The organism is Lentzea kristufekii, from assembly GCF_033949925.1.
In the GTDB taxonomy this organism is placed as follows: domain Bacteria; phylum Actinomycetota; class Actinomycetes; order Mycobacteriales; family Pseudonocardiaceae; genus Lentzea; species Lentzea kristufekii.
Window position 1 is genome coordinate 40,687 of the sequence record NZ_JAXAVV010000038.1, and the last position, 19,531, is coordinate 60,217.

General features: G+C 68.2%; 19 protein-coding genes and 1 pseudogene. 9 read left to right on the forward strand and 11 right to left on the reverse strand.

Annotated features, from left to right (window positions below; all coding sequences use genetic code 11):
- Positions 1-56: 56 nt before the first annotated feature.
- On the reverse strand, positions 57-512 hold the full coding sequence (locus tag SK571_RS43225) for a DUF2231 domain-containing protein (RefSeq protein WP_319989911.1): 456 nt from the start codon (positions 510-512) through the stop codon (positions 57-59).
- Positions 513-564: 52 nt separating this feature from the next.
- Positions 565-936 carry a hypothetical protein gene (locus SK571_RS43230; RefSeq protein ID WP_319989912.1) on the reverse strand — a complete coding sequence of 124 codons (372 nt, stop codon included), beginning with the start codon at positions 934-936 and terminating at the stop codon, positions 565-567.
- Between the two features lie 393 nt (positions 937-1,329).
- On the opposite strand from SK571_RS43230, the gene SK571_RS43235 reads away from it, so the two are divergent.
- Positions 1,330-2,172, forward strand: a complete 843-nt coding sequence (locus SK571_RS43235) for a C40 family peptidase (RefSeq protein ID WP_319989913.1) — start codon at positions 1,330-1,332, stop codon at positions 2,170-2,172.
- On the opposite strand, the gene SK571_RS43240 is transcribed toward SK571_RS43235, so the two are convergent.
- The 5 genes from SK571_RS43240 to SK571_RS43260 form a co-directional block, all read right to left on the reverse strand.
- Positions 2,061-2,660: a hypothetical protein gene (locus tag SK571_RS43240; protein ID WP_319989914.1), complete on the reverse strand. Its 600-nt coding sequence runs from the start codon at positions 2,658-2,660 to the stop codon at positions 2,061-2,063. The genes SK571_RS43235 and SK571_RS43240 overlap by 112 nt on opposite strands.
- Before the next feature lie 268 nt (positions 2,661-2,928).
- Positions 2,929-4,833, reverse strand: coding sequence for an LVIVD repeat-containing protein (locus SK571_RS43245; protein WP_319989915.1), 1,905 nt, complete (start codon positions 4,831-4,833; stop codon positions 2,929-2,931).
- 69 nt (positions 4,834-4,902) lie between these two features.
- Positions 4,903-6,246: an LVIVD repeat-containing protein gene (locus tag SK571_RS43250; protein ID WP_319989916.1), complete on the reverse strand. Its 1,344-nt coding sequence runs from the start codon at positions 6,244-6,246 to the stop codon at positions 4,903-4,905.
- A gap of 52 nt (positions 6,247-6,298) precedes the next feature.
- Positions 6,299-7,669 carry an LVIVD repeat-containing protein gene (locus tag SK571_RS43255; protein WP_319989917.1) on the reverse strand — a complete coding sequence of 457 codons (1,371 nt, stop codon included), beginning with the start codon at positions 7,667-7,669 and terminating at the stop codon, positions 6,299-6,301.
- Between the two features lie 209 nt (positions 7,670-7,878).
- Positions 7,879-8,412, reverse strand: a complete 534-nt coding sequence (locus SK571_RS43260; protein ID WP_319989918.1) for a TetR/AcrR family transcriptional regulator — start codon at positions 8,410-8,412, stop codon at positions 7,879-7,881.
- A 225-nt stretch (positions 8,413-8,637) separates the two neighbouring features.
- On the opposite strand from SK571_RS43260, the gene SK571_RS43265 reads away from it, so the two are divergent.
- Positions 8,638-9,117, forward strand: a complete 480-nt coding sequence (locus SK571_RS43265; RefSeq protein ID WP_319989919.1) for a DUF2269 domain-containing protein — start codon at positions 8,638-8,640, stop codon at positions 9,115-9,117.
- On the opposite strand, the gene SK571_RS43270 is transcribed toward SK571_RS43265, so the two are convergent.
- On the reverse strand, positions 9,107-9,682 hold the full coding sequence (locus SK571_RS43270) for a TetR/AcrR family transcriptional regulator (RefSeq protein ID WP_319989920.1): 576 nt from the start codon (positions 9,680-9,682) through the stop codon (positions 9,107-9,109). The genes SK571_RS43265 and SK571_RS43270 overlap by 11 nt on opposite strands.
- A gap of 20 nt (positions 9,683-9,702) precedes the next feature.
- Positions 9,703-11,109, reverse strand: a complete 1,407-nt coding sequence (locus tag SK571_RS43275) for an MFS transporter (protein WP_319989921.1) — start codon at positions 11,107-11,109, stop codon at positions 9,703-9,705.
- 241 nt (positions 11,110-11,350) lie between these two features.
- Here SK571_RS43275 and SK571_RS43280 point away from each other — a divergent pair, with 241 nt between their 5' ends.
- Both SK571_RS43280 and SK571_RS46525 read left to right on the forward strand, forming a co-directional pair.
- On the forward strand, positions 11,351-12,595 hold the full coding sequence (locus SK571_RS43280; protein ID WP_319989922.1) for a monooxygenase: 1,245 nt from the start codon (positions 11,351-11,353) through the stop codon (positions 12,593-12,595).
- Between the two features lie 286 nt (positions 12,596-12,881).
- Positions 12,882-13,595: a Rieske 2Fe-2S domain-containing protein gene (locus tag SK571_RS46525; RefSeq protein WP_406602111.1), complete on the forward strand. Its 714-nt coding sequence runs from the start codon at positions 12,882-12,884 to the stop codon at positions 13,593-13,595.
- A 35-nt stretch (positions 13,596-13,630) separates the two neighbouring features.
- On the opposite strand, the gene SK571_RS43295 is transcribed toward SK571_RS46525, so the two are convergent.
- Positions 13,631-14,296 (reverse strand): response regulator transcription factor, encoded by a 666-nt coding sequence (locus SK571_RS43295; protein ID WP_319989923.1) that lies wholly within the window; start codon positions 14,294-14,296, stop codon positions 13,631-13,633.
- A gap of 427 nt (positions 14,297-14,723) precedes the next feature.
- Here SK571_RS43295 and SK571_RS43300 point away from each other — a divergent pair, with 427 nt between their 5' ends.
- The 3 genes from SK571_RS43300 (at position 14,724) to SK571_RS43310 (ending at position 17,369) form a co-directional block, all read left to right on the forward strand.
- The gene (locus SK571_RS43300; RefSeq protein WP_319989924.1) at positions 14,724-16,235 is read left to right on the forward strand and encodes an MFS transporter; all 1,512 of its coding nucleotides are present in this window, start codon (positions 14,724-14,726) and stop codon (positions 16,233-16,235) included.
- The gene (locus tag SK571_RS43305; RefSeq protein ID WP_319989925.1) at positions 16,222-16,842 is read left to right on the forward strand and encodes a class I SAM-dependent methyltransferase; all 621 of its coding nucleotides are present in this window, start codon (positions 16,222-16,224) and stop codon (positions 16,840-16,842) included. The genes SK571_RS43300 and SK571_RS43305 overlap by 14 nt, the downstream gene beginning before the upstream one ends.
- Before the next feature lie 164 nt (positions 16,843-17,006).
- Positions 17,007-17,369: a sensor histidine kinase gene (locus SK571_RS43310; protein ID WP_319989926.1), complete on the forward strand. Its 363-nt coding sequence runs from the start codon at positions 17,007-17,009 to the stop codon at positions 17,367-17,369.
- 51 nt (positions 17,370-17,420) lie between these two features.
- On the opposite strand, the gene SK571_RS43315 is transcribed toward SK571_RS43310, so the two are convergent.
- A complete protein-coding gene (locus tag SK571_RS43315) occupies positions 17,421-18,044 on the reverse strand; it encodes a PadR family transcriptional regulator (protein WP_319989927.1) in 624 nt (207 codons plus the stop codon).
- An 82-nt stretch (positions 18,045-18,126) separates the two neighbouring features.
- Between SK571_RS43315 and SK571_RS43320 the strand changes: the two genes are divergently transcribed.
- Positions 18,127-18,570, forward strand: a complete 444-nt coding sequence (locus SK571_RS43320) for a hypothetical protein (RefSeq protein ID WP_319989928.1) — start codon at positions 18,127-18,129, stop codon at positions 18,568-18,570.
- 431 nt (positions 18,571-19,001) lie between these two features.
- A pseudogene (locus tag SK571_RS43325) lies at positions 19,002-19,531 on the forward strand (hypothetical protein); the annotation flags it as partial.

The following is a 19,531-nucleotide window of genomic DNA, read 5'->3' on the forward strand; positions in this document are numbered from 1 at the left end:
TTGCCGGCATGGCGCCGGTCAGCTCCTGATGTGTGGGCTAAACGCGGACCGTTGGCTCAAACGCGCCGATGAGCAAGCATCACTCCGCTGACCACTCCCAACACGACAAACAACGCACCGATCAACGACACCCCAAGCGCCTGCACATCGACGGCCTGGCCAACAGGTGCCGCCTTCCTCAGCACATAGCCCGTGAGGAAGGCGATGGAGGCTGCGGTCATCAGTCCGAAATGGACCAGAGCCAGGCGGAACTCCTTGGTGCCTGCGGGAATCGACAGCGAATCGAGGAACCCCGCCACTGCGGCGACGCCCGCGCCCAACAGGCCCCACCCGATCAGCGAGGTGGCCGCTCGACCATCCGATACCGGGTCAACGGCTGAGCGGGACGCGAAGTCCAGAACGAGGCTCGCCGACCAGCAGCTGACCGGAAGAACCCCGAGCACCGCGTGCGGTCTGGCGTGCCGCCGCCACGGGCGCGACCTGATCGTGTCCGTCTTGCCGTCACTCCACACCTGGGCGAGCCTATCTACTCGACAGTCGAAGACGGGCGATCTCCTCGCGGCCCTAGACGGGATCCTCATCAACGTCGGGCAGCGTCTTCCGGTCGATCAGGCGCGCGACGAGGCCGTCGGGCATGTCGGCGCGACCGGGCCCGCCCGCGGCGATCCACATGAGGATGTCCTGCGTCGCCTCCTCGGTGAGCACTCCACCGAACCAGACAGGACGGGCTCCTCGTGCACGCGCCGGCGGCGCGGGGCGAACGACCACGACGTTGGAGTAGTCGCACGAGTCAAGGCAGTTCGCGACGCTGACGTTCCTGGCTCCGACGCCCTCGCGCAGCGCGCGCAGCTGGCGTTCGTGGTCGATGCCGGGATGTTTCTCCGCGGTGCCACAGCAGCAGCCTCGGCACACGGTCAGCTTGCTCGAGTCGGTCACATGTTCTCCAGGTCGAGTGTCGCGAGCGCGGATATTACCTGTGGGTTCAGCCGCCACCGCTACGGTCCGGATGCCGTGACCTTCAGATCACCGCCGACTGGAACGAAAACATACGATCAACGGAAGTACTAAGCCTCCTAGTGGACGAATCGATCCACGTTCCGTAACCTGGCCGCGACCTTCAGGCCCGCGGTAGTCCGTTCGTGTCTCCAACCGGGGTCGCCGCACCACAAAGGGCGACGACCTCCGCGAGAAGGAGGAACACGCGACGTGGTGTCGCCCCTCTCAAGGCGCACGGTCCGTGGAGCGGTAGCGGCTGCAGCAGTGGTCGCGGCGGCGAGTCTGACTCCCGCCTCCGCAGACCCGGCTCTGCCGCCGAACGCTTCGGAAGCGTTGAAGAAGTACAACGACCTGGCCAAACAGGCCGAGAAGCTCAACGAGGACCATCTGCGCGCGCAGGAGGACCTCAAGGCCAAGCAGGGCGATCTCGAGAAGGCCAAGGCGGATCTCGGTACCGCGAAGCAGGCCGAGGAGGTGCTGCGCAGACAGGTCGACGTGATCACCGAGTCGACGTTCCAGGGCGCCAAGTTCAACCAGCTCTCCGCAATGCTGGTCAGCGACTCGCAGCAGGACTTCCTCAACCGGATGTCCGCACTCGGCATCCTCGCCGCCGACAACGCCGAAGCACTTGGCAAGTTGACGGACGCGGTCGCCCAGGCGGACGACGCCCAGCGCCGGGCTCAGGAGGCCTCTGACGGCGCGAACAAGGCCGTCGCGGACATCACCCAGCGCAAGGCCGAGTTGGACAGTCAGGTCACGCTCGCCCGCCAGCAGTACAACCAGCTCAACGCCTCAGACCGCGGCGTGCTCGGCAGCACCGGTGACATGTCGAAGATCGCCGTACCGGCCGGCACAGCGGGCAAGGCGCTGGGGTACGCGCTCGCGCAGCGCGGAGACCCCTACGTTTTCGGTGCGAACGGACCCGACGCGTGGGACTGCTCGAGCCTGATGCAGGCGTCGTACCGGACGGCCGGCGTGTCGATCCCGCGCACCACTTACGGTCAGGCCGGGGTAGGCCGCACGGTGTCGCGCAACGAGGTCAAGGCGGGCGACCTGATCATCTACTACGCGGACCAGCACCATGTCGCGATGGCGGTGGACAGCGTTCGCGCGGTGCACGCCTCGACTGAGGGGGTTCCCGTGAAGATCGCCGACATCGACTCGGTGCCGACCTGACGTGCGCCCACTCCCCCGTACCAACCGAGCCGGAAGATGTCGAGGCGATACGCGGGCGCGCTGGTCAGCATCTTGAACTGGACCTGGCCGCCCGGCGTGACGCTGATGTCGGTCGTGTAGCCCAGGATGGTGTCATCACGGTAGGGCGCCTGCCAGTTCGGCGTTCCCGGCCTGGTGTTCTCGCACGCGACCTTGTTGACCACCGGGGCGTCACATGGAGCGGCAGTGGCAGGCGGTGCCGTTATCAGGTTCGTCGTGACGAACGTGGCGGCGACGAGCACGCAGACGACGAAGAACCGCAGGACGAGCCGCGACCGGGGCTGCTGGGCCGACATGACGCTCCACTTCTCGAACTTCCAACCAGGGCGACGATGCCGCTCGACCGATGCGGTCAGCCCCCAAACCGCCACGGTCACCGTCACCCAGCGCAACACCGGGAATACTATTCGTCCTAGTAGGACATCGTCGTCTGCAACTTCGGTCGGCAAGACCGACTCGTTACAGCAAATGCGCAGATACGCCGGAAGATCACATCAGCTTTCCGAATGAAGCCAGGTTGAAGCCAGCTGCCTGCGCGCACGGCATGAGCCAGTCATGACAACGGCGATGAGCGCTGTAAGCGCGAGCAGTACGGCACCCACGACGACGTTGAGCGCCGACGCACCAGCCGCTCCGCCGATCTGGCGCCAGGGTATGGACTCGCCCACGACGACGAGCCGGACGAGGTGTCCTCGCCCGGCTCGCACGCCTCACCGCCTACGGTCCGGTGGCGAACAGATAGAGACCGTCGTCGCGATCACTGCCCGCCACGTAGGTCTTGTCATTGCGGGTGAACGTCTCGACGCCCCAGAAGTCGTTGCCGCTGGGGGCGAGATAGCCACCGCTCTCCACCAGTTCACAGCTGTTCGGGCTGACGCACTGGATCCTCAGTGAGCGCATTCCTCCCGCGTAGTACGACAGGTAGGCACGGCGCGGGTCGTTGGGATCGGTCGCGACCTCGTGCACGCTGAGGTCACCGAACCCGACCGCGTAGCCCTCGGCCATGGCCTCGGGGATGGCGAAGGTGTCCAGCTCGGCGAACTTCTTGCCGGCGTCGGCCTGGTTGCTGAACAGGTGCACATAACCCCAGCCGTCGAACGCCGCGGTCGCCTGGATCCGTGCACCAACGGTGCCGATGGCCGGCCCGTCGGGGTAGGTGAAGCTGACCGGCGTGCCGAACATCTTGTGGTACGCCTCGTGGTTGGTGCACACACCGACGACGAGATCAACGAAGCCGCCGGAGCCGCAGAACGGCGGGTTCTCGGTTCCGCCGTGCCGCTGAGCGAAGACAACAGCGTCCCAGCCGGCGAGCACGGCCTCATGTGCCTTCTCACCGGGGAAGCAGGCAGGTTCAGGCGCACTCGGGTCGCCGGTCGGTCCGCGCTGCAGTGCCACGATCTTCTCCTCGCCCGCCTGCAGCGACGCCTCGTAGCCGGGAATCGAGGCAGGCGTCGGGATCGGGGCCGATCCTGGGCAGCCGTAGCCGCCGTAGACGACCGGTCCGTTGAGCTTGTCGTCGTCGAGAACGACGATCGGCGCGGAACCGGGCACCGGCACGGACGGGTACGCGCCCGCGTTCGTACCGGTGGTGATCGAGAAGTTCGTTGCTCCGTAGGGTGCGAAGTCCTCGTCGGTTGCGATGAAGTACTGGTTGTCGGCGGTGAACTCGGCCTGGTGCCCATTGCCCTCGGCCGTGCGCGCGATCCCGGTCGTCTCCAGCAGCTGTGGGTCGGGGTGGCTGAAGTCGGTGTCGCCGATCAGCGTCGGGTTCGCCGGGTCGTCGACGTTGAGCTGTACGTAGCCACCGTCCCAGTAGGACAGCAGCAAGACCTGGTGCCCGCCGATGTTCTTGACGACCATGTCGTGCAGGAAGACCTCGGTCAGGCCGAGCTGGGTCTGGGTGAGGCCGGGGAACTCCGTCTGGACGTCGATCTCGCGGATCAGCCGCGGCCGCTTCGGGTTGGTGATGTCGAGGATGTCGACGTCCGCGCCGCCCGACTCGAAGTTGTCAGCCGTCACGACGTACGCCTTGTCGCCGGTGTCCCAGGCGAACGCGCTGTGGATGTCGTTGGCATCACCGCGCGACAGGTTCGCGCGGTCACCGAAGTGCTCAGACAGCTTGACCGGCTTGCTGGGATTGCTGACGTCGTACAGGGAGACGCCCCCGCGGCCGTTCTTGCCGCACTGCTCGTTGTTCATCACGAGCATGGTGCCGTTGAAGAACTTCGTGTCGATCTGCAGCGCCTGCATGCCTTCGCCGGGCCGGCTGTCCTGGGAGTGCGGGATGAACCCGATCTGTTTCGGGTCGGCCAGGTCGGTCATGTCGACGACGTAGGCGCCGGCGTCGGGGTCGCCGTCCTCGCGGTTGGCGTCACAGGTGGCCTTGCCCCAGTTCGCCAAGTAGGCGTACGTGGTGCGCGGGTCGATCGCCACGTCGGCGATCAGGTCGTCGGTGTTGGTCAGGTCCGCTTTGCCCAGCAGTTGCAGGTCGCCCCATGCGCCCGGACCGGGCAAATGTCCGTCGATGGGACCGTGCTGGCCGGGGTGTGCCGCCACGGGTGCCGCCATTGCCGCGGTCAGCGACGCCACGGCGAGTGCGGTGAAGAGCCGTCTGGTTCTCATTGGTCCTGTCTCCTCGTTGATTCCCCCTCGAACTGAGCCCCGTCATCGACGGGGCCCAGCGATCTGGTGTCACGGCACAGAGAACTCCTGCGTCTGCGGGTTGAGATGACCGAGCCGGAGGGCGCCGCCGATGACGTTGCCGCTGAGCCGGTACACGCTGAGGCCCTCGGTGATGCTCGACTCGTAGATGAAGTTGTTGTACCAGTAGGACGACCAAGCCCCGCCGAGGTCGGGCGGGCTGATCGCCGGCGGGTCGGACCAGCCGATCGTCACAGGGTGGGCGGGTTCGGTGAACTCGGTGACCCAGGTTCCTGCCTGGTAGTGCCCTCCGACCGCGATGTAGCGGCCGTTGCGCAGGGGCACGATGTTGTAGTTGTGGATGGTGCAGTTCTCCGCGACACCGTCCTGTCCTCGTGGCAGCACCCACTGGCCGAGCTTGGCGCCGGTGTGGGCGTCGTAGAAGAACATGCTCTTGTCGACGTCGGGGTCGGTGGTCTGGCACTCGGGTTCGGAGCCGCCGCCGGGTTCCCAGCCCAGGACGAGAACCTTGCCGTCCCAGCTGAACGTGGCGGAGTGCCAGCGGCCGTTGGTGCCGGCCTGACCGACGCCCGGCTCGCTGACGGTGTAGAGGAAGACCGGGTCGGCGAGGGTGCCGCCGGGATGCGCGTTGGCGCCGACGTCGAAGACGTTGGTCGCATCCGCGCTGGCGCACGCGGCCAGGTTGACGCTGCCGAGAATCACGCCCATGTCGTGACATCCGGTGCGCGCGTTGGTGATCGGACCGGCCAACGGCTCACGCCGCAGCAGGTTCGCGGTCTGCGGCTGCCCGAACGGCACCTCGATCACGTCGATGAAGTCGCCGAGTGCGTTCTCCTGCGCCAGGTTGCCGCTCGTGCCGCACCCGGTGCTGCTGGAGTTGTTGCTGTAGACGATCAACCGGCCGTTGTCCGGGGCCGCGGTGAGGGTGTGCGAGCCGCACGGTAGCTCGACCGACGCGACCAGGTTCGGGTTGCTCAGGTTGCCGACGTCGAAGACGTGCACCCCTTCCCACCCGGCCGGGACGGTTTGCCCGTCGCAGTCGCGCGGAACGGCCTTCTTGGAGTTCCAGGCGCGGACCAGGATGTTCTCCCACACGACGATGTCGCCCTGGTCGCCGTTGCAGCGCTGGTGCACGATCTCGGTCGGGTTGTCCGGGTCCGCGACGTCGACGATGCGGAACCCGTCGTAGTTGCCATGGAACGCTAGGTTTCCCCAGAAGGCGATGTCGGAGTTGACGTGCCGGACGCCGTCCGGCACACCGAGGAACGTGGCCGGGTGCGGACTGTGGCCCTTGGCGTGCATGTTCGGGGTGTGCGGGTTCGTGGCGTGATCGGCGACGGCGGTCGCCGGGGTGATGAGAACGACGGTGGCCATGAGCGCACCAGCTGTTCGAATGACTCTGCGAGACACTCGACAACCTCCTTGGCTAAGGGAAGAGCCGTTCCTGGGTTTGCGGGTTGTCGCGCTGCAGCGACGCGGCGCCCACGGTGGCCGGGTGGTCGAGTGCGAACACGTCCAGGCCCCGGTTGATGTCGTTGGCGTAGATGAAGCCGTTGTGCCAGTAGGTGGACCACGTGTTGGCCAGGATCGGGTCGCCCGCGCGGTAGAAGCCGAGCTCCACCGGGTTCGCCGGGTCTGTCAGGTCCGCGACGGTCGTGCCGCCGGTGTAGGCGGAAGACACGAGGATGTCGCGATCGATGTCGGGCACGTAGTTGAAGTTGTGCATGGTGCACACGCCGTTCTCGAAGCGTGGCAGCTTGTAGTGACCCAGCTCCGCTCCGGAAGTGACGTCATAGGTCCACACGGCACCCTTTGTCGGCGGATCCTCCGCACGGCAGCGTGCAATCACGCCACCACCGGCCTCGTCACCGAACGTCACGCGTTTGCCGTCCCAGGTGAACTGCGCCGAGTGCCACGCCTGCACCTGCGGGGTCGTCAGCGTGCGCAGCACCTTGGGATGCGCACGATCGCTGATGTCCCAGATCTGGCCGACGCTCAGGCACGCGGCCGCGGCGAGGTTCGACGGGGTGAGGACGGTGATGTCGTGGCAGCCCGTGGTGGGTTGCAATGCCGGGTTGGCGAACTCGAGTCGCGCCGGGTCGAACACCGTCACGCCGGTGGTCGGCGGAGTCGACACGACCTGCGCGTTCGCCGGGTTCTGCAGCGGTACATGGATCACCGAGATCTTGCCGTGGAACTGCTGACAGTGCGGACCCACCGAGGTCGTGGTGGCCGCGTACGAGGAGACGTAGACGAACAGGCTGCCCTTGCCGGTCGGCGCCAGGGTGTGGGTGTGCGAGCCGCAGTCGGTGCGCACGGATGCGATGTGCTTGATGTCGGCGGGGTCGCGGACGTCGAAGATCCGCACGCCCTCCCACGCCGCCGGGTTGGTGGCCGGTGTGTTGACGCTGTCGCACTCGGGCTTGCTTTGCGGTGTGTCGACCGAGGAGAACAGTAGTCCGTTGTAGACCGACACGTCACCCTGCCCGCCGTTGCACGGCTGGAAGGTGACTTGTTGCGCAGCCGCGGGGTGGGAGATGTCGATGACGCGGAAACCGCTGAAGGTGCCCGCGTACGCGTAGTTCCCTTCGAACGCGAGGTCGGACTGGGTCGCGGTGTCGACCTTGGGCAAGTTCTTCAGCAAGGTCATGTTCGCGCTGTGCAGGTCCGGCCCGCCACCACCGGCCGGCGGGTGGGTTCCGCCGTCATCGGGGTCGTGCGCGCCGGCCGTCGCTGGGATCACCAGCACACCGGCAACGAGGAGAGCGACGGTGGTCAGCCGCCGTAGTCGGTTCACAGCAGGCCACTCCCTTCGGGGCAGGAGGCAGCGTCGTGCTGCCCCTGTGAGGAGTAATCGACGCGAGCCCCAACAGTGTGACCTGAGTCACCCTAATGGCCTACTATCTTGCTTCGAACATTTTTCGCGCACGACGGTTGTTATTGGCTATCAAGAGCAACTCGTCGCGCGACGATGACGCACGGCCACCTACAGCCATCGAGGCAAGATCAGATGGTCGGGCGAAGGCCTGCAAGCGTGACCGCGACAAGCCGACGAACAGCCGCCTTGGAAGGCAACGTGCCGGCCGCAGTAAGCGCGTGAACGCAGTACACAGCGAGTTCCGCAGGTGCCACGTCCACTCTGACCTCACCGGCCGCCGCAGCCTCGGCCAGCAGGTCGCGAATCATGTGACGAACCTGTTGCTGCGCGTGACCGACCCGCTCGTCGCGGTGCAGGAGCGCCACGAGGTCGGTGTCGAAGTGGCCATGCGAGCCGTGCGAGATGACAGCGAAGGCTTCGAGGACTGCTTCCAGTCGTTGAGCGGGTCCGGCCGCCTGGTCGCGAACCTCGGTCAGATGGGCGAGGTGGTGTGCGATCTGCTCGGCGTGCCAGGCGCGCAGGATCGCTTCGACGTCCCCGAAGTACTTGTAGAGCGTCGCCCGGCCGATGCCGGTCTGCTCCGCGATCTGCGACATCGTCACGTTCAGCAGGCCGCGCTCGGCCACCAGCGCCGCGGTGGCGGCCAGGATCGCGTGCCGCACCTCCCGACGGTGCGTCTCGATCGTCTCGTTCCACAGCTTCGGCACGCGCACATCTTACGGGATCGAGACACTGCGTCTTGATAAATACACACTGTCTCGCAAAATGCCGGACATGGCTGACACACCGCGTTGGGTGAAGATCATGGGCATCGTCATTGCCGTGGTGATCGTTTTGTTCCTCGTAGCGCTCGCTCTCCCGATCGAGCACGGTCCAGGCATGCATCGATGAAGCCACGACTGCGCAAGCTCACCCTGACCGCGCACATCGCGTCCTCGGTGGGCTGGTTCGGCGCCGTGCTCACGTTTCTGGCCGTGGCGATCGTCGGGGTGACCACTCCGGACGACCACGTCGTGCGCGCCGCGAATCTGATCGCCGAGCCGGTCGTTTGGTTCGTGGTCCTGCCGTTCGCGGTCGCCTCGCTGCTGACCGGGCTGGTCTCGTCGCTCGGCTCCGCGTGGGGCCTGTTCCGGCACTACTGGGTGATCTTCAAGCTCGTGCTGAACGTGTTCGCGACCGCGGTGCTACTCATTTGCACGCGGACGGTGGACCGTTTCGCCGCTGTCGCCGCGGATCCCACCGCCGATCTCGAGCCGCTGCGGTCGCCGACGTTCGTGGTGCACGCCGCGGGAGCGCTCGTGGTGCTGGTCGTGGCGTTGGTGCTCGCGATCTACAAGCCTCGCGGTACGACCGGCCTCAGGATCTGATGGCGGGGAGCAGGGTCGCCTCCAGCACGCCAGCGGCGTCCTCTGCCTTGAGCTGTCCCGTGTTGACGTCCTCCGCGGCGGCGTGCAGCAGGCTGTAGACGGTGGTCACCAGCCAGTTCATCGGCAGGTCGGTCCTGATGACGCCTTCCTCCTGGCCTCGCGTGAGCAGTCCCTCGACGTGGTCGACGACCTCGCGGTGCCGTTGCCGCAGCCGGACCGGGCCGAGCTCGCGCTGGGCCAGGCCGAACAGCTTGCGGTGCTGGTCGAGCACGTTCCAGGAGGTCCGCAGCAGCCGCCGGAGCGCCTCGGTGGCAGGGCCTTCCTCCGGAGCGGCCTTCTTGATGACCTCGCCCGCTTCGGCGATCGTCCGGTCCAGCACCGCTTCCAGCAGCACCTCGCGGGACGGGAAGTGGCTGTAGAGCGTGACCCGGCCGACGCCAGCGGCGCGCGCGATCGCCACCATGCTCGACTGCGGTTCCTCGGTGAACAGCACCAGGGCGGCGTCGAGGATGGCGGCGATGTTGCGTTCGGCGTCAGCGCGGCGCCGGGTCTCCGTGGTGGCCACGACCGCAAGCCTACGGCCGGTCAGTGCGCGAACACCGGACCATCCATCGCGGGCGGCCGACCGGCCGGAACGAGCAGCGTCGCCCCGACAGCGATGACGGCGGCCACGATCGCCATCGCGGTGAACGCGGCACCGAAACCGGTGACCACGGCGCCACCACCCCGCAGGCTCTGGGCCGCGATGGTCGACACGAACGCGATGCCGAGCGTGGCGCCCAGCTCGTGGCCGGTGTTGACCAGACCGGACGTCGTACCGGCGTCGTGCGGACGGACGTGCGCCATCGCCGTGATCGTCGCCGTGACGAACGTGGCACCGAGCCCCAGACCGGAGATCAGGAAGCCCGGCAGTACCGCCAGCACCGCGTTTCCGGACGCGGGCACCTGGGCCAGGAGCAAAGCGCCCACCGCCGCGAGGCCGAAGCCGGCCGCGACAGCCGGTCGTCCGCCGAACCGAGTCACCACGCGGACGCCCAGGTGGGTGCCGAGCCCGATCACCAGCGCAACCGGCAGGAAGATCAGCCCGGTCTCGAGCGCGTCGAGACGCAGCACGTGCTGCAGGTACTGGGAGTTCAGGAAGAAGTTCGCCAGCAGCAGGCCGGACGCCGCGAGCATGACCAGGTTGCCCGCGACCACCGGGCGGCGGGTCAGCAACTCCAGCCGAACCAACGGCTCAGCGACCCTGCGCTCGACGACGACGAAGACCACGAGCAATCCCAGACCTGCGATCAGGAAATACGGCGTGCTGCCACCGCTCCAGCCGGTGTCGCCCGCGCGCACCAGTCCGTAGATCAACACGCCGATGGCCAGCACCGCCATCACAGCGCCTGGGACGTCGACCCTTCCCGGTGACCGTCCACTTCGGCCGGACGGCACGAATCGTGGCAGGAGCACGGCCACGAAGATTCCCACGGGCACGTTGATGAAGAACATCCACTCCCATCCGGGCCCGGCCGTCAACAGGCCGCCCAGCAGGACCCCGACCGCCGCGCCCGCTCCGCCGATGGCCGCCCACACCCCCAGCGCACGGTTGCGCTCTGCCCCGTGGAAGGTCGTGGTGATGATCGACATCGCCGCCGGGGACAGCAGTGCCGCGCCGACGCCTTGCGCGGCTCGTGCCGCCACCAGCGTCGTCGCACTCTCCGCCAGCCCCGAGGCCAGCGACGCCACCGTGAACACGGCCAGGCCGGCCAGGAACACTCCCCGCCGGCTGATCGCATCGGCCAGCCGGCCGCCCAGCAGCATCAGCCCGCCGAAGAACAACGTGTACGCGGTGACCACCCACGTCAGCGCGGCCCGGTCCAAGGCGAGTTCGGTGGCGATCACGGGAAGGGCGACGTTCACGACCGTGACGTCCAGGATCACCATGAACTGGGCGAGGCACAGCAGGACCAGCACCCACCAGTTCGTTCGCACAGCCGTCCCACTCATGCCCACCCCTTAACTCGAACACTTATGTTCGACTTAAGATAGGCCAAGCCGGACGATAAGTCGAACAGCATTGTTCGACTTGTTCTGAGGCCGGTTGGCAGGACCAGGCGCCCAGCGCACGCAGCGGGGTAGCGGCAGTCCTGTGTGGACGCCGCGGAGTAGTACCGTCGTACCGCCTCCCTCCCGAAGTGACGACCGCGGTACGACGAAACGGGACGGATTTGGCCTTAGCGTTCAGGCCATGAGGAAACCTGATAGTCCACTGTGGAGGCTTGGGGCGGCCGCCACGGCGCTGGCGACGGTGTTCGCCGTCGTCGCCTGCGGGTCGAACGCCGGCAACGGTGCGGCACCCACCTCGGCCGGCTCGCACAACGCGCACGCGGGCCAGTCGCCGGCTGCACCGCAGCCGCTGCGCGCCGGCGAGCGGTTCCTCGACCTGAAGATGGCCGAGGCCTACACGCCCGCGCCGCCGGAGGGCGGCGGCACGGACGAGTACCGGTGCCAGGTGATCGATCCGGGCCTGACCAAGGCGGCGTTCCTGACCGGGACCCAGGTCATGCCGGAGAACGCCACCATCGCGCACCACGCCATCGTGTACGCGGTGCCGCCGGGCGGCGCTGCCCTCGTGCGCGCACAGGACGCGAAGATCCCCGGCCTCGGCTGGCAGTGTTTCGGCGGGACCGGCGTGGTCGGCGCCGACGTGGAGAGCGAGGACGAGAGCACCTACCCAGGCGCGACGTGGGTGGACACCTGGGCGCCGGGCGCCACGGAGACGCTGTTCACCCAGGACGTCGGCTTCAAGCTGGAGCCGGGCAGCCTGATCATCCTCCAGATGCACTACAACCTGTTGACGACCGACGGCAAGCCGGCCGGGTCGGACCGCTCCGCGGTGCGGCTGCGGCTGACCGACGGCACGCCGCAGACACGGGAACTCGACACGTTCCCGCTCGACGCGCCGACCGAGCTGCCCTGCACCGCCGACGAGTCGGGTCCGCTCTGTGACCGGGCGGCCTCGATCGCGGACGTGACGAAGCGGTTCGGGCCGGAGGTCGGCGGAACCGCGGACGAGCAGCTGGAGGAGTGCGGCCAGAGCGCGCCGAAGCCCGGCAACACCCAGACCTGCGACCACGAGGTGCCGGCGCCGATGACGCTGTTCGCCGGTTTCGGCCACATGCACCTGCTCGGGCGTGCCATCAAGGTCGAACTCAACCCGGGCAAGCCGAACGCCGAGGTAGTGCTGGACGTGCCGCAGTTCGACTTCGACAACCAGCGGCTGGTGAAGCTGCCGTCGCCGGTGGAGATCGGTCCGGGTGACACGCTGCGGGTGACGTGCACGCACGACGCGGGGCTGCGCAAACAGCTGCCGCAGCTGAGCAAGCTGCCGCCTCGCTACGTGGTGTGGGGCGACGGCACCAGCGACGAGATGTGCGCGGGCATCATGACGGTTTCCCCCGCAAGTCCTGACGGGAGGGTCGAACATGCGTGAACTCACTGAGGTGTCTCAGCCCACGACGGTGTACTCGGCCACGACATGACCCGGCTGCGTTTGGATTCCCCGAGGCGGTCGCCGGTCTGGGTGTTGCTGCCGCTGCGTGCTTTTCTGGGTGGCACCTTCGCCTACGCCGGTCTCTCCAAACTCCTCGACACGCACTACTTGGACGACACCTCCCCGCTCGGTGTCCACGCGCAGATGGTGAACGCCGCCGCGACCTCCCCGATCGGCCCGCTGCTCTCGCTGGCCGCCGACCACGCGACCCGTCGCCGGGCTGGCGATCGCTTTCGGGGAGATCGCGGTCGGGCTCGCCACCCTGCTCGGGCTGTTCACCCGGCTCGCCGCACTCGGCGGTGTCCTCCTCTCGCTCAGCTTCTTCCTGACGGTGAGCTGGGCGACTCGGCCGTACTACGTCGGGGCCGACATCGTGTTCGCCTTCGCCTGGACCCCGTTGCTGATCGCGGGCGACGCCGGGGTGTTGTCACTGAGTGCCCGGCTGCGTGCGAGAGTGCGGCACGGGCTCGGCCTGCCGGTGCACCCCACGCCGGAGGAAGACGGGACGGTGCAGGACGACGTCGAGCGGCGCACGGTGCTGCGGAGCGGTCTGATCGCGGGGGCGGCGACCGCTGCCTCAGTCACCGCGGGCAGCGTGCTGGCACTCGCCCGGCGCCCTGCCGGCTCGCCTGCGGACTCGGTGAGCCACGGCCCGGTGATCGCCGCGGTCGACGACATCGCCGTCGGCTCGTCGAAGAGCTTCACGACGCCGAACGGGATGCCCGCCCATCTCCTGCGCCCGGCGCCGGACACCTTCCTGGCGTTCAACGCCACCTGCAGTCATCAGGGCTGCCCGGTCTCCTACGTCGGCCCTGGATTCCGGTGCCCTTGCCACGGCGCCACCTACGACGAGAACGGACAGGTGACCGGAGGGCCGGCACCCACGCCGCTGATCAAGATCCCGATCAAGGTCGTTGACGGCCAGGTCGTGCTCGCCTGATCTTCGGAGCTCCGGCGGACGCGCGGGATGAAGCGCTAGATCGGCCGGGTGAGTCTCATGTCGTAGGCGAGGATGACGGCCTGGATCCGGTCCCGCGCGCCGATCTTGGCGAGGACACGCCCGACGTGGGTCTTCACCGTCGACTCCGACAACGTGAACCGTTGCGCGATCTCGCCGTTGGTGAGGCCGTGGCCGATGGCGACGAGGATCTCGCGCTCGCGCCCGGTCAGGGAGTCCAGCCGGGGATCCTCCCGCACGGGCCCGCCGAGGTCGTCGTCGAGCTGGTCAGCGAACGCGTCGAGCAGCCGCCGGGTCAGCGCCGGCGCGATCACCGCGTCCCCGGCGGCGACGGCCCGGATGCCGGCGAGCAGCTCCTCCGGGCGGGTGTCCTTGAGCAGGAACCCACTCGCCCCGGCCCGCAGCACGGCGAACGCGTACCGGTCCACGTCGAACGTCGTCAGCACGAGGATTCGCGAACGCCCACTGGCGGCGACGATGCGACGGGTGGCCTCGATCCCGTCGGCGCCCGGCACGCGGATGTCCATCAGCACCACGTCGGGGTGCAGCTCGGTGGCCCACCGAACGGCCTCGGCGCCGTTCTCGGCCTCGCCGACGATCTCGGTGTCGGGAGTGCTCTCCAGCAGCATGCGAAACCCGAAGCGCTGCAGCGGCTGGGCGTCCACCACGAGCACAGAGATCATGAACGGCTGCCTTTCAGGGTCACGTGGGCGATCCAGCCGCCGTCGGTGCGGGGCCGGCGCCGACCATGCCGCCGTAGCGCGGCACGTTCGGCCATGCCGGCGAGTCCGAGACCGCGTCGCCCGGCGATGTCTACTTCCTACCGAGCGGACCTGAGACGACTGTTAGAACGGCGCTCAGGCCGGTCGGCCGCCGGCGCGGGTCCGTCGTCGGACGTGCCGAGGTCGAGCGTGGCGTCCTGGAACTCCCCGTGAGAAGACAGGAAACCGGTGGAGGTCAAGCGGCTGTCGGCTAACGTGGGCCTGGCCAGCCGGACCTGCGCTTCTACTACCACAGGATGATTCACGAGCGCCTGAAAGATGACGTGCCACGGACCGGAATTGGCCAGAGTAGAACCGTGCATCGCCACCTGCGTAAGGCCAACTGGTTGTGACCGTTCCTCCCCGAGTGCTGGTGGGCAGGCGCTGGCTCGTGCTGGCGATCTTGTGCGCCAGTCTGCTGCTGGTGTCCGTGGACGCCACCGTGCTGCACATGGCCTTGCCCGCCTTGTCGGAGGACCTGCGGCCCACCGCCACCAGCCAACTGTGGATCATCGCGGTCTATTCGCTGGTCGCGGCACCCCTGCTGCTCGCCTTCGGCACGTTGGGCGATCGTTACGGCCGGCGACGGATTCTGGTGCTCGGGTACGTCGTGTTCGGGCTGGCCTCACTCGCCTGCGCGTGGGCGCCCGACGTTGCGGTGCTGATCGCCGCGCGGGCCGTGCTCGGTGTCGGTGGCGCGATGATCATGCCGGCCACGCTGTCGCTGTTGCGCCAGGCGTTTCCCGACCGTGCCGAACGCCAGACGGCCATCGGCATCTGGAGTGGAGTGGCCGGTTCGGGGGCGGTGCTCGGGCCGCTGCTCGGTGGGTTCCTGGTGGAGGCGTTCTCCTGGCACGCCGCGTTCCTGATCAACGTGCCGGTGATGGTCGTGGCGATTCCGTTGACCTACTGGCTGATCCCGGAGTCCGCGGACCCGCCGGACGGGCCGTGGGACGTGTTCAGCGCGGTGCTGGCCGGGCTGGGCGTCATCGGCATTGCCTTCGCGGTCAAGCAGACCCCGCACGGCGGGACGATGTACGTGCTCGGTCCGGTTGCCGGGCTGCTCGGGTGCCTGTTGCTCGTGGCGTTCGTCCGGCGGCAACGAAGACTGCCTGTCCCGCTGCTCGACGTGACGCTGTTCCGCGACCGCGCGTTCAGCGTCGCGGTCAGCAGCGTCCTGCTGGTCATGACCTCGTTGGTCGGCCTGGGCCTGCTGTTCGCCCAGTACCTCCAGCTCGTGCTCGCGCTGCAGCCCATGCCCGCCGCGTTGCGACTGATGTTCGTCATGGCGTCGGCGGTCATCGGCAGCGTCGTCGCCGGGCCGTTGTTGCAGCGGTTCGGGAATCGACGGCTGACGGTCGCCGGGTTCGCTGTCAGTGCGGTGGCCCTGTCGGTCGCCGCCGCAGGTCTGACGGTGACCGAGAACCTGTGGCTGCTCGGGCCGGTGCTGGCGGCGACCGGGTTCGGTGTCTCGATCTCGCTCACCGCCGCCTCCGACGCCTTGCTGGCCGCCGCACCGGCCGAACAGGCGGGCGCGGCGGCCGCTGTGGAGGAGACCGCCTACGAGCTCGGCGCCGGGCTCGGTGTCACGATCCTGGGCAGCGTCGCCGCCCTGATCTACTCGGCCAGTCTTCCCGGCGCGGCGGCACAAGCGCGCGACGGCCTCACCGAGGCGACAGCCGCTGCCGCCGAACTACCGCCCGGAGCGGGCTCTCAGCTGCTCGAACTGGCCCGTGCCGCGTTCGTGACCGGCCTGCGAGCCGCGCTGGTGGTCGGTGCCGTCCTGTTCGTCCTCGCCACTGTCGCCGCGGCACGTGCGCTGCCCACAACGAAGGAATCACACAACGATGACCGAGCTTGATCTCAAGACCAGCACGACACGTCCGGCGCAGCCGGGTGTCAGCGGCGGCTGGCGCACGCCCGACCGCCTGTACCGGTTGATCAGCAGCCCGGTCCTGCGCATGATCCTCGGATGGGACCTGCCCCGCCACGACCTGCGCGTGATCAACCGGCGCCCCGGCACGGTCTGCCTCGAAGTCGGTAGCGGAGGCGGCTTCTACACCACGGCACTCAAAACCCACCTGGGCAACGAGAACACTCTGATCGCCCTCGACCCGTCACCGTCGGCCATGCGATCACTGCAGCAGCGACTGGACGGCGTGCCCGGTGCGGGAACGTCCTTTCTGGCCGGTGACGGCTGCAAGCTTCCGTTGGCAGACGACCAGGCCGACACCCTGTTCTACGGTTACAGCCTCGAGGAGATGCCCGACCCGCTGGCCGCCATTCGCGAGGCACACCGGGTACTCCGGCCAGGCGGAGAACTCGTCCTGTTCCTCTGGCGTCCCGTGTTCACCCGGCATCGCCGCCGCCCGGTCGTCGCTCTGCTGGACGAGCTCCTCGAACGCCGTCGTGCCTCGGCCGGCCCGCAGAACATCCGCCTGATCTACCGAAAGCTCGATAGCTGCTGAGGGGGACGGGCCGCCGCCGGGCCACCGCCTCCTGCGTCACGTTGCCCACCAGGTAGGTGACGGTCAGGGCCGCATGTGCCTTGGCGCCCTGCCGTTCGGCGCGCAGGGTTTCCAGGTGCCGGCGCAGCGCGGTGGCCCGGTCGTCGGTGTCAGGTGGCACAAGGGTGCTGTGGGCCAACGGGTTTGCGGCCAGGGCGTCCGCGTCGGACCAGTTGCGCAGCGTGTTGCGCAAGGCCTCGTCGAACGTGCTGCGGGACACGCCGACCACCGGCGAGGTGGCCGTGCACGCGTTCGCCGACGACAGCGAAGCGGTGATCACGGTGAGCGACACGGGTCCCGGCATCGCTCCCGGCGACCTGCCGCACGTCTTCGACCGCTTCTGGCGGGCAGACCGATCGCGGACGCGGCACACCGGCGGCGGTGGGCTGGGCCTGCCGATCGTGCGGCACCTCGTCGAGGCCCACGGCGGCACCGTGACCGCCCAGTCGCCCCGCACCGTCCGCATCCCCCGAGGGCTTGAGGCGTGACGATGGTGTTCACGGCAGTCGGCCGCACGGCGGGACGTGAGGTCCGCCGGGCTACCAGGGGGTCCGGCCGGCGCCCAGCCGGGTCAGCAGGCCGGTGGGGTCCGGGCCGCTGTGGGTGTCGGGCCAGCACCGGACCTGCTGTTCGGCCCAGTCCGCCCACTGCCGGGTCATCTGCGCCAGCCCGACCCGGTACGCCTGGGTCAGGCCGACGATGTGCGCCCGGCCGGGGTAGGGCTCGTCGCCGGTCGTGTGGTCGTGCGTGATCATGGCCGCGCCGGCCTGGGTCCGATCGGCCCAGGCGCGCATCGCCTCGATGGCGCCGAGCAGGTCGTCCTTGTCGCCGAGGTCGGAGAACAGGATCTTCATCATCGCGTCGAACTGGAACTGCGGTTCGGCGGCGGGGTCGGACAGCCAGCGGCGCAGCTCCGCACGCCCGGCCGGGGTGATCGAATAACGGGTGCGGCGGCGCCCGCCGCTGGCCTCGGCGGCCGCTGAGGCCAGGCCGTGGGCCACCAGCGCCTTGGGCTCGTTGTAGACCACGCTCTCGGCCGTCGCCCAGAACGTGCCGCTGCGCCTGAACTGCTGCGCCAGCTCGTAGGGCGTGTGCGGACGCAGCCCGAGCAGACCCAGGATGCCGTAGGACACCGAGGTGAGTTTCTTGGTCCTGCCAGGCAAACACGCCTCCTCCGCCTTGCCGGGTACTCCGTTTCGGAGTATAGACATACTCTGAAACGGAGCATCCACTGCGAGGTGTCCCATGGCTCAGACACCACCCACCCGCGCCACCGAATGGCCTTCCGAGGGCCGATCCGCCCTGATCCTGTCGATGATCACCGCCGGGGTGTTCGGCCTCCTGGCCGGCTGCGGCGCGAGGCTGAACGGGTCCTGGCTCTCCGAACACCTCGAATTCGGTTGGGCGTACACCGCTCTGGCCTGGGCATCGGTCACGCTCGCACCCGCACTGGCCTGGACCTTCGTCGGCCTTGCCGTGCTCGTGGGCGGCATCGCCCTGCGGACCAGGGGGTTCCGGTCGGGCCCTTGGCCCCCGGAGTTCGTCCTCACGGCCGTTCTGATGATCCCGATCTACGCGCTGGTCCTCGTCGCACTGCTGTTCTTCGGGCCGTTCGCGGTGGAGCTGTTGACCTGGGTCGCGTCGTTCTTGGACAACTGCCCGCCGGGCGAATACTGCCCCACCTTCTGACACGACCGGAACTGCGGCAGGCCTGGCCCACGTGCGACTCGGGTCGCACGTGGCGAAAAGGCGCAGTTCACCTGACTCATTTCGCCTCTCTGGTACAGGTCGTGTGCCGACTGATGTGCGCTCATGCCGATGAGCGGAGGTTCGGCGGCTACCGCTGACCGTTTCACAATGACCGCGCGTGGCAGCTTCAGCTCGCGCTTTATCGAGGTGTCAGCGGCTGCCAGATTGCTCCGCGAAGTCAACATGTCCGGGTGGTCTGCCCTCAGCACGCGGTCCCGATCAGCAGGGGTGATCGAACGGCGGCACGCGGCGGGTACCTACGCCGCTGCCGTGCTCCCGCGGAACCTGCGATGACGGAACGCCCTCACCTTGGGCGCTCGACGCCCGGCAATTGCTGGCAGCTGGCCCTCAGGCGGGTCCATACTGCCCAAGTGCGTGAGAGCGGACAGAAGATCATCGCCGTTGTCGCCCTTGTCCTGCTGTTCGCGCTACCGGTGGTCGGTGCTTCCTATGTGCTTGCCAATGCCAAGCAGGTGGACGCGGCCAACGTGGTGAGCGGCCTGCTCGCGCCGCTCGCGATCACGATCGGAGGTGTCGGGCAGGTGTGGGCCAAACTGCGTAGTCGAGGGGGACGTGCCACAGACGACCAACTCGATTCGGCAGTGGCAGAACTCGCTCGCCAGTCCCAGGCGTTTTGGCGCAAGGAGGCGTTTTCCCGAGGCATCACGGTATCGGTCGCGCTGCGTGTCGCCTGGCAGTGGACGACCTCCGTGCCGAACGCCCCGTCGGCCGAGGACGTGTCGGCCCCGGTGTCTGCGGGCGCCGGGCCACAACGCATTCCAGCCGTCGGACGCCGACCGCGCCTGGTGCGCAGCGGCGGGCTTCCGCAACTACACGAACTCTACCGACGGCTCGACCGGGGCCGACTGGTCGTCCTGGGTGAGAAAGGGGCGGGCAAAAC

Bases quoted from the DNA above. Each gene is read 5' to 3' on its own strand.
- SK571_RS43250 (WP_319989916.1), bottom strand. From the start codon at position 6,246: ATGGCCACCGTCGTTCTCATCACCCCGGCGACCGCCGTCGCCGATCAC.
- SK571_RS43245 (WP_319989915.1), bottom strand. From the start codon at position 4,833: ATGAGAACCAGACGGCTCTTCACCGCACTCGCCGTGGCGTCGCTGACC.
- SK571_RS43305 (WP_319989925.1), top strand. From the start codon at position 16,222: ATGACCGAGCTTGATCTCAAGACCAGCACGACACGTCCGGCGCAGCCG.
- SK571_RS43265 (WP_319989919.1), top strand. From the start codon at position 8,638: ATGAAGCCACGACTGCGCAAGCTCACCCTGACCGCGCACATCGCGTCC.
- SK571_RS43280 (WP_319989922.1), top strand. From the start codon at position 11,351: ATGAGGAAACCTGATAGTCCACTGTGGAGGCTTGGGGCGGCCGCCACG.
- SK571_RS43295 (WP_319989923.1), bottom strand. From the start codon at position 14,296: ATGATCTCTGTGCTCGTGGTGGACGCCCAGCCGCTGCAGCGCTTCGGG.
- SK571_RS43320 (WP_319989928.1), top strand. From the start codon at position 18,127: ATGGCTCAGACACCACCCACCCGCGCCACCGAATGGCCTTCCGAGGGC.
- SK571_RS43275 (WP_319989921.1), bottom strand. From the start codon at position 11,109: ATGAGTGGGACGGCTGTGCGAACGAACTGGTGGGTGCTGGTCCTGCTG.